This is a genomic window from Cohnella boryungensis (assembly GCF_042651945.1).
GTDB lineage: Bacteria > Bacillota > Bacilli > Paenibacillales > Paenibacillaceae > Cohnella > Cohnella boryungensis.
Genome location: NZ_JBHSED010000005.1, coordinates 84,418 through 99,075, shown reverse-complemented (window position 1 = coordinate 99,075; position 14,658 = coordinate 84,418). Strand labels below are relative to the sequence as shown.

Below are 14,658 nucleotides of genomic sequence, written 5' to 3'. Positions count from 1 at the left end.
CAGCCAAAATAACAAGCGGAATCCAAGGCACGTTCTCCAAAGCTCTCCATCACCTCCTTAACGTAATTTCGATCGAATCTCATCCTTAACCGTTAATGTGACCAAGCGCCGCAACGAACTCCTTGAAGCCCAGAATGCCGAGAGGCAGCAGGATATACAGCACGGCGGTTAGAACCAGCGGAGCCATGGCCAGCGGGCTGACCATCGACCGCTTTTTGTTAAGCGCCGTATTTTGCGAGATTTCCCGGATGCGCATGACATGCTCTCTCTCGGTGACGAGATCGCTGAAGGCTTCGATCAGCTTGATCTGGTGGATCGTCAGCAGCAGCTTGTCCACCATTCGCTTGAAGCCGGGCAGCACCGCTCGCGCCTTCAGACGGTTGAGCGCCAAATCCGGATTCGACGGATACTCGTGATAAGCGTCCAGCAGGGCGTTCTTGTGAACCCGGCTTTGCCGTTCCAGCCAATAGAGCGTATCCAGCGTGTCGGTTGATGTATTCATCAGGATGGAGATCATCGTCTGGAGCTGAAGCACGTCCTCCTCGCTCTCCGTCTTCAGCAGCCAGGCTCTTGCCCTCAGCATCAGCTCCGGAAGCTGCGTCGCCCCCGCAGCTATCACGAACGATACCAGCACCATCCACCACTTGAAGTACGTATTGTAGTAGCTGTCGTACTTCTCCATCAGCCGCTTGATTTGCGCCTCCTGGTCGTAAGGAGGCAGCTTGGGCAGCCTGCCCTTCACGAACTCCTTCGTCTGGCTTTCGTTCATGCGCTCGGGCAAGGACAAATAATATTCGTCCATCTCTTGTCTGACGCGAATATCTTCGGCCGTCAGCTTCTCTCCGCTCACGAGGGAAACCTCGCGCACATTGTCGTAGATGAACTGCTTGCCGAGATTCACCGAGAAGAAGAAGCAGACGAGGGCAACCGCGAACGCCACAAAGCCGAACAGCAGCTTGCTTGCGTACAGATGACGCAAATCGGTCATGCTGAGAGCGCCTTTAATCATGCGCTGCTTTCTTGCTTTCTTGATTTGCTTCTTGGGCATGATATCCGCGATCAAGCGAGCGAACCGTCCCTGTCTAAGCAGCTTCATCACAAGAGCGTTGCGGTCGTCCTTCTTGACGGAAACCGCGCTGTTGATCCGGACGATCACCGTGTAGCCGACAACGGAGGCGAGCAGAATGACCGTTCTGGAGACGTAGCCCAGCACTCCGTTGTACATGACGGAGGTTCCCGGAATAATCGAGGTGAAGAAGCTTTCGATGACGCCGATCGCCAGCAGAGGCGCAATCGGCAAATATTCGAGCATGCCGAATCTCGCCTTCTGCAACGAGATTCGGCGAATCTCCAGATTGACCTCGTCCGCCATCATGGCCATCGCTTGCAGGAAGTTGGACGAGCCGTCCCGCAGCTTCGTATCTCCCGAATTGTTCAAGATATAGCAAACGCCCGCCAGCGTGCATAACAGTCTGAACGGCGTTTTGGCATAAAATTCGTCCAGCTTTTTCTTCCCGCCCACGTCGGTCAGAATGTTATAGATATCCTCGAAGGCTCGGTGCAGCTCGGAGCCGGTCTCCGTCTCCGCAATCGCCTGGGAAATCGAGTTCGTTCGCAGGTAGTTCTGGCGCAACGAGGACAACGACATGGACAGCTGCTTCAGCAGCTTGAAGTGCACGCTGTCGACCTGCTTCCCGATGAGGACGTTGTTCATGACCATGGCGTACAGGACGACAAGCAGCGTTGAAAACAAATCCTTGAAAATAACGGCTCCGGCGACGACAAGCGCGATCGAGGCGAAGGAAGAAATCGCATAGACTCTTACCGCATAGATTTGAATTTCCTGCGCCGTATAGATAGACAGATCGGCAACTCTCGTCTTCACCTTCCGATAGCTGCCTCGCGTAATGAAAATTTCGTCGAGTATCTTGTTCAAGCGATAGTAGGTGGACAGAGAGATAAGGCGCTGCTTCTTGCGGACGGTTCCCGCTTGTCTTGCCCTAGCCTTCTTTCGGTCCGACGTGATGACCAGCGCAATGCCCACAATCGCCGTCAGCAGTATCGCGATCAGGAGGAAGATCATTAGAGCCTCCAGTTGTCGAGTATGAACGACTTGAAATCTTGCACTTTATCAGGCGGCATCGCTTCAAGCATCCTCTGGGTCAATTCCGTCGTGAACCAGTCGTAGGTCTCGTAGGTGTCTGTATCCAGGTTGTACTTCAGAATGTCTCGCGTTTCGAACGACTTGCGGTCCGTCTGCCGGGTATAATACTCCTTCGTAATTCGGTTCATCGAATGAACCGGATTGTTCGAGTCGTATTCGGGATAAGGCACGCTGACGTCCAGCTTGACGATTTCCGAGATTCGCTCGATGTAGCGGCGACCGTCCGTCGTGTAGTTCAGATGGATATCTACCCGAATAACGTCGATTACCTGTTGCTCCGCCGTAATCATATTGCCCGTGAAGCCGCCCGCATTGACGAGCGAGTTGCGGATCGCATAGACAAGCTGCTCCGCCAGATTCGCGTGATGCGAGAAAATCGTGAAGATGGAAGCCACTTGACCCATCTGGATCATTCGGGCGGCAATCGCATCCGTTGCCACTTCTCCCACGATCGAGACGGCGGCATCCGACTTCTTCAGCGCATCCTGCAGCTCCGACGCCGAGACGAATTCCGTCTCCTGCACCGACAAAATATTGCGTTCCGGGTACAGCTCCCGCAAATACATTTCCGGAGCCATCTCCAGCACGCGGACCGTATATCTCGGATCGATGTATCGGACCGCCGCGGTCATCATGACCGTCTTGCCCGCGCCCTGCCTTCCCGTGAAGCCGCAGGTCACTTGTCCCATCATCAAGTAAGCTACCAATTGGATAGCAAGGAATGCCTTGTTGACATAAGGCTTGTCGATCAACGCAGGCAGCGACGAATCGCTGAGCGTAAACTTGCGGACGAATACGGCCCAATATTCGGCCGCGGGCGGACGAAGCGCCAGGACGCGGGACTTGTCGTACATCGTATTGACCAGATAACCCCGCTTCTCCGTTAGCGGACCCGGATTATTGTAGCGGCACAGCAATTGAACGACGCGCCGCAGCTCCTCCTCGGTATGAAAGGACAGGAAACGCAGATGAATATACTTGCCGTTAAAATATAGCCAGACGGAGCTGGGCGCTTTCATGACCTTCTTCTCTTTATTCAGCAGCGCGCTCAGAATAGAGCCGGACGTACCGCAGTTAAAGCCGTTGATATTCATTTCCCTGAGCGTATCGATTACGCCGAAGCCCTTGTACTTCTGATAGATCAATACCGACAGCAGGTCAAGCATGACCGGATAGGTCAGCTCGTAGTTTTTCTCGGCATAGATTCTGTCGATGTCTTCTTCCGAGATCAGGTAGGAAGCCTGGCTCTTATCCTCGATCTCGTAGCGTTCCCTGGCCAATCGATATTCGTTGATCATCTCGGCCAAGGCGTCCTTGCCGAACTCTTTCTTGTAGAAGTACATCAGAATCTCGAACTTGACTCTCGGCTCCAGGTAGTTGCCGTGAAAGTCGAACACCTCGGCGATTTCTTCCTCGGTCTTAAGCAGATCGGCGATCACGCTTCGAATCAAATCCTGAACGATCAGCTTCGCGGAATCGATGCCGTATACGCAGTTCTGCATCGCGTCCTGAATGCGCGCCTTCCGCTTGTACATCGATTCGAATTCCTCATCCGCAAGGCCGGCGAAATTCTCGTCTTTAATGAGATCCGCAAGACTGTACTTCACGATCTCCAGCAAGCGTTCCATCGTCAGCTTGTCCGACTGCTCTACATCCGGCTTCTCCCGCTTCGCTCTCCAATACAAGGCCGCAAGCAGGAGGAGGACGCCGACGATTGTCATCACCATGAGCAGCGTATTTAACTTCATATTCGCGATACCTCCCATCCAGCGCTCGCCTTGCGTTTCCCGTCATGATTGCTGCGGCCAGCTCGTCCTTCTGCCCAGATTCGCGAGAACGACGAGCAGGCATTCCTTCAAGTCGTTGTTCAATTCAATAACGCGGGGATCCTTGTTCAAAATAAAAGGAAGAATCGTTTGCAATTTGCCCATATTGCTCGTTCGCTTGATGAAGGAGTTGTAGCTGATTTTGGCGCAGCGCCGATGTCTCAAGCCCATCCGCTTCGTCGTGTCCCGGAAAGCCTCGACATAAGGATCGTATTGATTGAAGAGGAAGACGAGCCCCTTCTGATTCAGGTAATCCATCACTCCGGCGGTCTCCCAATGCTTCAGCCGCTCCCCGATTTCCTTGGATTGGGTCAGCACCATAACGACGAGATCCGAATTGTCGATGACCGCGCGGGAAACGTCATCGTAGATTTCCGTCGCCACGTCCGTAATGACCATGTCATGGTTCATATTCTCGATGACAAATTTAAGCAGCTTGGTGTTGTCTTCGTCGGAGATCGTATCCGAGGCGGTATCCATCAGTTGCAGGTTCGGAACGCCCGGTATTTTAATGCAATAATCTTGTATCTCCTCCCCGGATATCGCGTTCGCCTCCAGCAGCTTGATGACTTGGGTCAGGTTTCTCGTCTTGTCTTCGGTCGGCTTGAAGCCGAGAAAGCCGGCCATCGACGTATTGTTGTTGCCCGTATAGGTCAAGCAGGTCGAGATATTCTGGGTCTGCGCCAGCGCGACGGCCAGCAGAACGCTTATCGTCGTACCTCCCTGCTTGCGATCGGGGGAAATTACGGCGATCTTCATTTTCCCCACCTCCGAGTCAGCAGCGAATGCGTATTTTTCACGCTCAAGTTCAAATGGGGAGCCATTAGGCCCGCCAGTCCTTTGTTCAATTCCTTCGAGGGCGATGCCAGCAGCAGCCGATAGGACTCGATCTGCTCCACGCACTTCCAGAGCGGAGTAATCGGAGCGACATGGATGGCATCCTTCTCCCGCTTCCGGTCATAGAGATATTTAATCGTCTTGTAGGGGCCGAGCAAATCCAGGAACGACTGCTCATCCTCATTCGGCGCATAGCTCTTCACATGGAGAATCAACGCCAGATTGTCCGGAATCGTGTCCTGAATGTCGAAGATGATGTGCTCGAAATCATTTTCCGTGTAGCCTACCTCCTCGAAAATCTCGTCCGGGGAAGCATCGGACACGGCGATCATGATGTTCGCGAGATGTCCTTGCGTTTCGCCCGGCTGAAGCAGGCGCTTATAATGTCGATTGCTTGTGAACAGCGCCACATCCCCGGTTGCCTGCAGCAGCTTCAACAGAGCATAGATAATGGGCCGCTTGTCGGTATAGCCGTATACGCCGATCTGCATTACTCCACAACCCCCCTCTCGACACTTTGAGGAGCATTGGACGATGAGGCCGATTGCTGCTGCTGTTGCTGTTGTTGTTGTTGCTGTTGCTGCTGTTGTTGCTGCTGCTCTTGCTCCTCAAACCGCGCCTTCTCCTGATCCCTCGCTTCCTTCTCCCCGCTGTCGATTTTCCCGGCCATTTCGCTGCGCCCGGAAGCCAGCTTGGAGCCGTCTTCTTGCGATACGCTGCTGCGGCCCGCATCGATGATTTTCCTTGTCATCCCGTTAAGCTGGCCGTCGATCTTCTCCAGAATGTTCGGGTCAAGGAGCATAATCGCCTCGATATTCGCCGGGATCGCGTAGTATTCCGTTGCCGGCTTCTGCAAGCCGGGCTCCACATATTTGGTCATGTACAGCACCGCGCCTTGATCCTTTTGCAGGAAGTGATCGACTACGGCCGCCTGAAAATAATGAATTTCCGTTTCGTTAAGCTTGAACTTGATCGTCTTGTCGTTGATGGCTTCCACCCTTTTGTGAGAGAGCACGATAAAATCTTCCCCCATAGGATAGACGATCCGATAATCCACGTAATCGCCGACCTTCAGCCCGATGGGCAGCATGCTGGAGATCACGTCGAACTCCCGTAGCGTATCCTCCAGCGGCGTCTCCATCACCAGATCCATGCTAAGCGGCGTGCCGCCCTTCAGCGCGATTTTGTAATACTTCCCGACGATCGTTTCCGGCTCCAGAATAAAGCTCTGATTGAGCAGAGACTCCGGAATTTCCTGATAAGCCAGATCGCTATGCTCGATCACCTTGCCCGGGAACAGCTCCGGCGCTCCCTCCGCAACCGTCCAGATCGGAACCATGGGACCGATCGCGTCCAGACTCGCCTGAAGCTCCGATATTTTTCCTTCATAAGAGGTCTTCATTTTTTCTTGCTTCGGCTTCCAGATCGCGTAGTATTGTCCGAGATTCGTCCCGACCAGCAACACTACCGCTAAGGATAGAACAAGAATCGATTTCCAGTTCCATTCGATATTCATTCAGGCAACCTCCATATCATCAACCATCGCTTACGTACGTCCAAGGGTCCGGGATTGTCCCGCTAATGGGATACAGCACCTTCAAGCTCCGTTCTAAAACAATGACTCGCGCGAGCGCTTGATCCTTCTCCAGGTAATAATCGATGTAGCTTGCATCGCTGTAGCGCCCGACAATGCTCCAGCCGTCGCCGACCAGCGTGGCCAGGTATATGGACGATTGCTCCAGGGTGGCGTCATAAGTATAGGGAATCGAAAGTCGCATCCCCGCCTTTAAGCTGATCGGATCGACAAGTCCGCTCTCGGTCAGTCGCGCGAAGTCCGAAGCCGCAGTCGCCTCTTTGCGCTCCAGTATCGGCCTGGCTTTGCCTTTCAATCTGTATTGAGACAGGCTTGTCTGATCGTTTACATTCTCGACAAACACGAGATCGCCCTCGACGACTTTGCGATAATGCTTTCCGAGCGCCTGCGCCTCCCGAACGACAACTCCTCCCTGCTTTAAGGAAGTAGAGACGACGGGAACCGCACGCAAGCTATCCGTCTCGTTCTTCGCTTCGTCCGCATGCAAGCAGGCCGGTATCACCAGTAGCAGCAACAGCAGGCTGCCTATCCCTACGGCGATCTTATTCAAATTGCGTCACCGCTTCTCCCTTGAACTTCACGACGATCCGGCCGTCTTGGTCGGAATGGATCGATATCCCCAGCTTTTTCAAGTACCCGGCTATTTCTTCGCCATAGCTGTCTATTTCAATGCTGAATTCCTGCTTGCCGTAATTGATCTCAAGCACATTTTTCTTCTTCGTAAAAAAAACGTCATCCTTGCCCTTAATTCCCAAAGCACCGGTAGGATCCTCTATAAGTCCGTCCGGTCCCAAGCTGTAATTGCTCACTACGCTCTTCAGCGCGGGATCGATTTGCGAGGTTTGATGCTGCGACCACCAATACCCTCCAACGAGCAGAAGGATTAGCAATAAGATCGTTGAAGCCGTCTTAACCATTGAATCCCCCCTATCCTCCTGCAGCTAGGAGACTATATCTGTGGACCTAATTAAGGTCAATTATATGGAATAAATAGACATATCTGAATAGGGTAGACGCGAAATGACTATAATTCGACCTGAAATGCCTTTTTTATCTAAAAAAGTGTTAAAGAATGTTGGATTTGTGCATTTCATGGTGAAATAGGACCTTGAATTTGATATAGTGATATCAACAATTAGGACTATCAATCTACGAGAGGGAACAACATGGGAAAAAAATTACGTGCAGTTCTAGCGGAAGATATGCTGTATGTAAGGAAATTACTGCGGAATTACTGCGAGGAGAGCGAGATCGAGGTTGTGGCCGAGACAAGCTCAGGCTCCGAGGTGCTTACGCTTGTGAAGGAGCATGAGCCGGATCTGATTACCCTTGACATTGAACTGGAGGATCTGTCCGGCGTAGAGGTCGCCCAGCAAATCAGGTGCCACATGGGTCCTGACCCCCAGATCATTTTTGTCACCGGGTCAACGGCCCCGCTCGATATTATGACCGCGGTCAACGAAATCGGCGCGTACTATATCGTCAAGCCCTTGCAGCAGGATCGCTGGAAGCTGGCCGTGGACAAGATCGTAGAATTGCACGCCCGATCGGAAAGCTCGAATAGCAGGCTCCCAACAACAAGCCCCCTCATTCACATCCAGGCCTCGCGCAAAACCTACCCCATCACCGAAGAATCGATCCTGATGATTGAGAAAGAGAACAGCAAGAAGAGCGTTAATATTTACTTGAGGAACGGTGAGGTCCTAACGAGCAACTCGACGATTCAGCAAATCAAATCCCAAACGACCGATCTGATCTTCGAAACGCTTCGCGGCTTTCTCGTCAACATCCGACACGTAAGCGGCGTGACCAAGGAAGCGTTGCCGCATGACAACACCCCGCGCAGATTTACCGTCTACTTCAAAGGAACCGCCTTCACTGCGCCCTTAGGCAGATTTCAGGAAAAGGAATTTATCGAGCAACTCCAACGTTTCAATAGCCGATGACGCGATTAAAGGGAGGATTTCGATGAAAAAATCGTTTATTCTGTCTACCCTGGCGGTTGTGATTGTTCTCATCGCGTTGAATAATGCCTTTTTTTATTTTTCCTTCCAAAGCTCCTTCCACTCCGGTCCCTTTTCGCTTTTGCACTTTACGAACAGCGTAGTGACCATTCTGTCGATGGCAGCCGTCATTATTCTTATCCATCTGGTCAACCGTTCTCGCGATCGCCGTCTCAAAACGATGCAGCACCAACATGTGAAGGAAGTCGACCAGATGATGACCGCGATTAGAGGCGAACGCCACGATCTGCTCAACCATTTGAATACCGTTCATGCGCTCGTATCGCTTCAACAATACGACGAGCTTCATCAGTACACCAGGCAGCTTGTTAACGACGCCGCGATTACGAACGATCTTATACTGATCGGGCATCCGGCTATTTCAGCGCTGATCCATAGCAAAATGGTCGCCGCTCAACAAAACGGAATCCCCTTCTCCTACCATTGCGAGAACTTGTGCCATTTGCCGAACGGCATCCGCTCCCTCGACATTGTCCGTCTGATTGGTAATTTGCTGGACAATGCATTCGATGCGGTCTCTCACTCCCCGATTGATCGGCGGCAGGTACATATCCATATTTGGGTGCATAGCAGCAAGCTGCACATCGTCGTGACGAATCCCGGTAATCTGCGTCTGGACGATCCCGATGTCATTTTCGAGCCGGGGTATTCCACCAAGGAAAAGCATTCAGGTCTCGGGCTGCCGATCGTGAAGCAGCTAGTCAACAAATACAAAGGCACCATCTGCCTGGATCTCCAGGAGCCCGGCGTAGTCAAATTCGACGTTCAGGTACGATTGCAAGCCGTTTGCTGAGGGGCTGGAACGAGAGTAATTCTCTGTCCTTGGGAGAGGGACTTTCGCAGAAAAGGATAGAGAGTGTTATACTTTCAGAAATGTTAAAAAACCCTCCTCGTATCGTCTACGAGGAGGGTTTTTACCGATTAGGAGGAACGAGCCGCCAAATCGGGCCGAAGCGCTTGCGCGCGGTTCAGATACACATGTCGAATATCCTTCTGGGCGACATCGGTGTTAACCAACACCATCAGGCGGATACATTTCTCCAAGCTGCCTTTGACCGGCACCTCGATGGAGCACATAAGAGGGACTAGCTCCCAGCCTGCCATCTGACGGATGGCTCGCGCGGGAAAGGTCGCATCCAGATCCTGCGTGACCGTTACGAGCACGCTTGCGATATCCTCAGGCTCGAATTGATTTACTTCGACGATTCCGTTCAGCAATTCGATGGTGGCATCGAGAATTGGCTGCTCCTCGTTGTGTTCCACCGTGATGGCTCCGCGAATTCCCCTGACACTCATAATTACGATTTCCCCTCTCTTAATCCGTCCACGATTTCCTTCACCCATTCGGAAGAAACGTCACTCCGAATTTCCACGCTGCCGATCGCCGTCGGCACGACGAATACCATCTTGCCTTCGGTGAATTTCTTGTCGTGGAGCATCGCGCTCATCACGTTTTCCGTTGCGCAGCTGTCCGGAATTCGAACAGGTAGTCCGAATTTGCGGAAAATCCGTTCCGTTCGCTCCGCGATGTCCGGAGAATACCCGAATCTAGCGGCCAACCGCGCGGAGCCGACCATGCCAATCGCAATCGCCTCGCCGTGCAGCAGCTCGCCATAGCCTGCAACAGCCTCCAGTGCATGGCCGATCGTATGCCCGAGATTCAAGATGGCGCGAAGATCGTTCTCCTTCTCGTCCCGAGACACGACGATCGACTTCACCTTGCAGCCTTCATACAAGGCGTACCCGAGCGCATCCGGCGCCAGGCTCAGCAGCTGCTCCGCATTCTCCTCGCACCAGTCGACGAACGCTTCCTCCCAGATAAGGCCGTGCTTCACGACCTCCGAGAGGCCTGCTCTCACCTCGCGCAGCGGAAGACTGGCCAGCGTATCCAGATCGTACAGGACGAATTCCGGCTGATGGAAAGCGCCGATTATATTTTTGGCCAAGCGGTGATTGACCGCTACCTTGCCTCCCACACTGCTGTCATGGGCTAGAATAGTGGTCGGAATTTGCACGAACTTTACGCCCCTCATGAAGGAGGCGGCCAGAAAACCCGCAAGATCGCCTACGACGCCTCCGCCCAACGCAATGACGACCGACTTCCGATCCAATCCCGCCTTCAAGGCTTCCTCTACGAGAACGTCCAGCCGCTCCAGCGACTTGGAGGCTTCGCCGGACGGTACGACCGCGCGCGTAACGGTGTAGCCGGACGCCCGCAAGCTTTCCTCCGCCTTCGAGGCGTACAAGCCCTCAACGGCGCTGTCCGTGACAAGCATGACCGGCGACTTGACGGAAAATCCTCTATCGGTGAACTTACGGCCGAGTTCCGCTAGCAACCCTGTTCCGATATAGATCGGATAGGAGCGTTCCCCGAGATCTACGGTCAGTTCCCTCGCTCCGCCAGACATCAGTAAGCCCCAACCTGTTCCAAGTAGCTGTCCAGGTTAGCCTGAATTTCTTCAACCGAATCGCCGCCGAACTTCTCCAGGAACGCCCGCGCCACTTCCCATGCGACGACATGCTCCATAACAACGCTGGCTGCAGGGACGGCGCAAGCGTCGGAACGTTCGACCTGAGCGGTGAACGCTTCCTTCGTATCGATGTCTACGCTTGCCAGAGGCTTATAGAGTGTAGGGATCGGCTTCATGACGCCCCGTACGACAATCGGCTCGCCCGTTGTCATGCCGCCTTCGAAGCCGCCCGCGCGATTGGAGCCTCTGTAGAAGCCTTGCTCTTCGGAATATAAAATCTCGTCGTGCACCTTGGACCCCGGAATACGAGCCGCCTCGAAGCCGATGCCGACTTCAACGCCTTTAAATGCGTTGATGGATACGACCGCTTGCGCAATCCGTCCGTCCAGCTTGCGATCCCACTGCACGTGGCTGCCGAGTCCCACCGGCAAGCCGGTAACGATACACTCGACCACGCCGCCAATTGTATCTCCCTCGGCCTTCATCCGGTCGATCAGCTCGGTCATCTTCTGCTCGGCTTCCTTGTCCACGACTCTGACCGGAGATTCCTCGGTCACCGCGATCAACTCTTCGATCGGCAAGTTGGGGGTCTTCGCGACCACTTCTCCGATCGAGACGACGTGCCCCGCAACCTGAATGCCGAACCTAGCCAGCAGCTGACGGGCAACCGCGCCAACGGCAACGCGCGCAGCCGTCTCGCGAGCGCTGGAACGCTCCAGCACGTTGCGCAAATCTCTAAGATTGTATTTCAAGCCTCCGTTCAAGTCCGCATGCCCGGGACGCGGACGGAACACCCGGCGCTTCGACTCGTCGCTGCCTTCGATAGGCTCGACGTTCATGACCGATGTCCAATGCTTCCAGTCCTTGTTCTCCACGACAAGCGCAACCGGAGCTCCCGTCGTACGCCCATGACGGACTCCGCCTACGATCTGAGCCGTATCCGTCTCGATCTGCATGCGGCGACCGCGTCCATGGCCTTTCTGACGACGCTGCAATTGAAAATTCAACGCTTCGAAATCAAGCTCCAGGTTGCTCGGTAATCCTTCAATAATAGCGGTAAGCTGCGGGCCATGTGTCTCCCCCGCGGTTAAGTAACGTAAACTCAATTCCGGTTCCTCCCTTTTGCCACGAAAGCCGTGCCTATCTCTGATCATTATAGTACAGCGTTAAAGCGTTTGACAAGAAAAGAGCCCGTCACGTTCGGACGGACTGCTTCTTGCCGGTTTTGGTTCGAGACGCTCTTGCTTCCCTCATATGCCCGAGGAGCTCGACATTGTCCAACCCCAGGATTTGCGCGCATTCCTGTGTGGTGATCAGCCCTCGCCGATAGGCTCCGATCACTTTGCGTTTGTCCATTCCAGGTACCCTCCGCATAGCCGATTGTCCTTATTATCGGTCGGGAGGCTGGTTCGCATACGCCGAGACTATACTCGTCTGTAAAAAAAAGTATCGGCCGTCTCCAGGCCATACTGGCCGGGAGAGAAGATTTGCTCGGTGCTTCCGACGAACAGAAGACCTCCGGGCTTAAGCGCTCTCGCGAACTTCCCATACAGAAGATGCTTCGCATCCTCCGTAAAATAAATCATGACATTGCGGCACACGATTAAATCGAACTTGTCTCCGAACGAGTCCAGCAGCAGGTTTTGCTTCTGCAGCTTGATCGCCCGCTTCAAGCGATCCGCAACCTTGAAGGCGCCGTCTGCCGGCACGAAGTACTTCTCCTTATAGGATGCGGGAACATCTCGCAACGACCGCTCCAAATAGACGCCTTCCTTCGCTTTGGCCAAAACGCCGTCGTCAATGTCTGTAGCCAGCACAGTGGATTTGTCCAGCGCGTCCAGGGAATCTAGAATCATCGCCAGCGTATACGGCTCCTCTCCAGTAGAGCAGGCCGCGCTCCAAATGCTCAGCTTGGGGGAATCCTTAAGCATCTGCGGCAGGAACTTGTCCTTGAGCACCTGCCAGCGATTCGGATTTCTCCAGAATTCGGAGACATTAATCGTCATGCGATCCAGAAATTCATTGCGCAGCCTGGCTTCGCCGGACAGCGCCGAGAAGTATTCGTCGAACGTCCGAAAGCCGTATTTCATTCTAAGCGTCGTCAATCGCCGGCGCATTTGATTTTCTTTGTATTGGGATAGATCAATCGAGGTTAAGCGGTTGATGTTTACGATGAAACGCGCAAAATCCTCATCTTCGGTAAAGCCCGCTCCCGAACTTGGATTGGCACGAAAGTCTCCCATTGTCGCTCTGCTCCCTTATATCCAAACCTGGATCGCCTTATCGTAAGTCAACAATTCATCTTCGTTGAAAAATATAGCGATCTCGCGCTCCGCATTGTCGTGCGAATCTGAGCCGTGAATCAGATTAAAGTTCGTATGTATGGCATAATCGCTCCGAATCGTGCCTGGAGCCGCTTCCAATGCATTCGTCTTGCCGATCAGAGCGCGGCACAGGCCGACGGCTTGATCCCCTTCCCACACCATGGCGAATACTGGTCCAGAGGTAATGAACTGAAGCAGCTTCTCGTAGAAATCCTTGCCTTTGTGCTCTGCATAATGCCGCTCTGCCCGCTCCAGGGAGACATTCATCAGCTTGGCCCCGATCAGCTTAAGCCCCTTGCGCTCGAATCGGCTGACAATCTCTCCGATTAATCCCCGCTGGACGCCGTCAGGCTTGACCATTAAGTAAGTTCTTTCCATGTCTCTCTCCTTTCCTGCTTCAAGCAAAGTTGTTTTTCCTATTTTACCACAAATACGGAGGATTAATAGCTTCGTTTCGCGACAAACCGGGCAATATCGGCCAAATTCCGCTTAGCCGGGATATTCGGGAGCGGCTCCAGAGCGCGAAGCGCTTTCGCGATGTAACGCTCCGCCATCTGCTCCGCATCCTTGATTCCTTTGCTGGAGCGAACCAGCTTGACCGCTGCCGAGGAATCCGAGCGACCATCGCTAGCCTTGATCGATTCGATCTCGCCAAGCAATCTTTCACGGATCGCCTGTTCCTGTAATGCGTACAACACCGGCAGCGTAATGTTGCCTTGACGCAGATCGCTGCCTGGCGGCTTCCCGATCGCCTTCTCGGACCCGCACAGATCGAGCAGATCGTCGGTAATCTGGAACGCCATGCCGACGTTGTAGCCGAAACGATACAACGCATTGCTGATCCGAACCGGGGCATCGGTGGCAATGGCTCCGAGCTGGCAGCTGATCGCGATAAGCAGCGCCGTCTTGCGCCGGATTCTCTTCAGGTAGTTGCGCACGCTCTGTCCGACGTTAAAGAAATCGCGAATCTGCTCCATTTCGCCGATGCATACTTGCACGATAGACCCGGACAAGATCTGGTGAATTCTCGGCTTCTCCAGATCCGTAACGACCGTTAGCGCCTTCGCGTAAATATAATCTCCGGTAAACATGGCAATGCGGTTATCCCACTTCGATTTCACCGTTAGCTGCCCGCGGCGCGTATCGGCGTCGTCGATAACATCGTCATGCACAAGCGTCGCCATATGGATCAGCTCCAGCGGCACCGCAACCTTCTTCAGCGTGTTTAGAGAATAGCTTCCGAACTTGCCTGCGAGCAGGACAAATACGGGACGCATTCGCTTACCCCCCGCTTTGAGCAGATGAAGCGACGTCTCGCTCAGGATCGGCAAATCCGAGGTGACGGTAGCTGCCATCTCATCTTCAATAGCTTGCAAATCTGATTTCATTGAGGCGTATAGCTGCATTAATTTCATAGG

General features: G+C 53.5%; 16 protein-coding genes. 2 read left to right on the top strand and 14 right to left on the bottom strand.

Annotated elements, in window-relative coordinates; genetic code table 11:
* Positions 1 to 85 precede the first annotated feature (85 nt).
* From ACFO1S_RS05005 to ACFO1S_RS04975, 7 genes are read right to left on the bottom strand one after another with little or no spacing between them, the layout of a single operon-like run.
* Positions 86 to 2,083: a hypothetical protein gene (locus ACFO1S_RS05005; protein WP_204603329.1), complete on the bottom strand. Its 1,998-nt coding sequence runs from the start codon at positions 2,081 to 2,083 to the stop codon at positions 86 to 88.
* Positions 2,083 to 3,912, bottom strand: coding sequence for a pilus assembly protein CpaF (locus tag ACFO1S_RS05000; protein ID WP_204603330.1), 1,830 nt, complete (start codon positions 3,910 to 3,912; stop codon positions 2,083 to 2,085). Before ACFO1S_RS05000 ends, ACFO1S_RS05005 begins: the two co-directional genes overlap by 1 nt.
* 42 nt (positions 3,913 to 3,954) lie before the next feature.
* Positions 3,955 to 4,749, bottom strand: coding sequence for a hypothetical protein (locus tag ACFO1S_RS04995; RefSeq protein WP_204603331.1), 795 nt, complete (start codon positions 4,747 to 4,749; stop codon positions 3,955 to 3,957).
* The gene (locus tag ACFO1S_RS04990) at positions 4,746 to 5,318 is read right to left on the bottom strand and encodes a hypothetical protein (protein WP_204603332.1); all 573 of its coding nucleotides are present in this window, start codon (positions 5,316 to 5,318) and stop codon (positions 4,746 to 4,748) included. Before ACFO1S_RS04990 ends, ACFO1S_RS04995 begins: the two co-directional genes overlap by 4 nt.
* Positions 5,318 to 6,343 carry a CpaB family protein gene (locus ACFO1S_RS04985; RefSeq protein WP_204603333.1) on the bottom strand — a complete coding sequence of 342 codons (1,026 nt, stop codon included), beginning with the start codon at positions 6,341 to 6,343 and terminating at the stop codon, positions 5,318 to 5,320. The genes ACFO1S_RS04990 and ACFO1S_RS04985 overlap by 1 nt, the downstream gene beginning before the upstream one ends.
* Before the next feature lie 19 nt (positions 6,344 to 6,362).
* A complete protein-coding gene (locus tag ACFO1S_RS04980) occupies positions 6,363 to 6,971 on the bottom strand; it encodes a hypothetical protein (protein WP_204603334.1) in 609 nt (202 codons plus the stop codon).
* Positions 6,964 to 7,338, bottom strand: coding sequence for a hypothetical protein (locus ACFO1S_RS04975; RefSeq protein ID WP_204603335.1), 375 nt, complete (start codon positions 7,336 to 7,338; stop codon positions 6,964 to 6,966). Before ACFO1S_RS04975 ends, ACFO1S_RS04980 begins: the two co-directional genes overlap by 8 nt.
* 249 nt (positions 7,339 to 7,587) lie before the next feature.
* Between ACFO1S_RS04975 and ACFO1S_RS04970 the strand changes: the two genes are divergently transcribed.
* Complete coding sequence (locus tag ACFO1S_RS04970) at positions 7,588 to 8,367, top strand: LytR/AlgR family response regulator transcription factor (protein ID WP_204603336.1); 780 nt, start codon at positions 7,588 to 7,590, stop codon at positions 8,365 to 8,367.
* A gap of 22 nt (positions 8,368 to 8,389) precedes the next feature.
* Positions 8,390 to 9,238, top strand: a complete 849-nt coding sequence (locus ACFO1S_RS04965; RefSeq protein ID WP_204603337.1) for a sensor histidine kinase — start codon at positions 8,390 to 8,392, stop codon at positions 9,236 to 9,238.
* A gap of 128 nt (positions 9,239 to 9,366) precedes the next feature.
* On the opposite strand, the gene aroH is transcribed toward ACFO1S_RS04965, so the two are convergent.
* From aroH to ACFO1S_RS04930, 7 genes are all read right to left on the bottom strand, one after another.
* Positions 9,367 to 9,741, bottom strand: coding sequence for a chorismate mutase (gene aroH / locus ACFO1S_RS04960; protein WP_204603338.1), 375 nt, complete (start codon positions 9,739 to 9,741; stop codon positions 9,367 to 9,369).
* A 2-nt stretch (positions 9,742 to 9,743) separates the two neighbouring features.
* Positions 9,744 to 10,853, bottom strand: a complete 1,110-nt coding sequence (gene aroB, locus ACFO1S_RS04955; RefSeq protein WP_204603339.1) for a 3-dehydroquinate synthase — start codon at positions 10,851 to 10,853, stop codon at positions 9,744 to 9,746.
* On the bottom strand, positions 10,853 to 12,022 hold the full coding sequence (gene aroC, locus ACFO1S_RS04950) for a chorismate synthase (RefSeq protein ID WP_378126354.1): 1,170 nt from the start codon (positions 12,020 to 12,022) through the stop codon (positions 10,853 to 10,855). The genes aroB and aroC overlap by 1 nt, the downstream gene beginning before the upstream one ends.
* Positions 12,023 to 12,110: 88 nt before the next feature.
* Entirely contained in the window at positions 12,111 to 12,272 is a 162-nt protein-coding gene (locus tag ACFO1S_RS04945) for a hypothetical protein (protein ID WP_204603341.1), read from the bottom strand.
* A 68-nt stretch (positions 12,273 to 12,340) separates the two neighbouring features.
* The gene (locus tag ACFO1S_RS04940; protein WP_204603342.1) at positions 12,341 to 13,159 is read right to left on the bottom strand and encodes a CheR family methyltransferase; all 819 of its coding nucleotides are present in this window, start codon (positions 13,157 to 13,159) and stop codon (positions 12,341 to 12,343) included.
* 15 nt (positions 13,160 to 13,174) lie between these two features.
* Positions 13,175 to 13,618: a nucleoside-diphosphate kinase gene (gene ndk / locus ACFO1S_RS04935; RefSeq protein WP_204603343.1), complete on the bottom strand. Its 444-nt coding sequence runs from the start codon at positions 13,616 to 13,618 to the stop codon at positions 13,175 to 13,177.
* Positions 13,619 to 13,680: 62 nt separating this feature from the next.
* Entirely contained in the window at positions 13,681 to 14,655 is a 975-nt protein-coding gene (locus tag ACFO1S_RS04930; RefSeq protein WP_204603344.1) for a polyprenyl synthetase family protein, read from the bottom strand.
* Positions 14,656 to 14,658 lie beyond the last annotated feature (3 nt).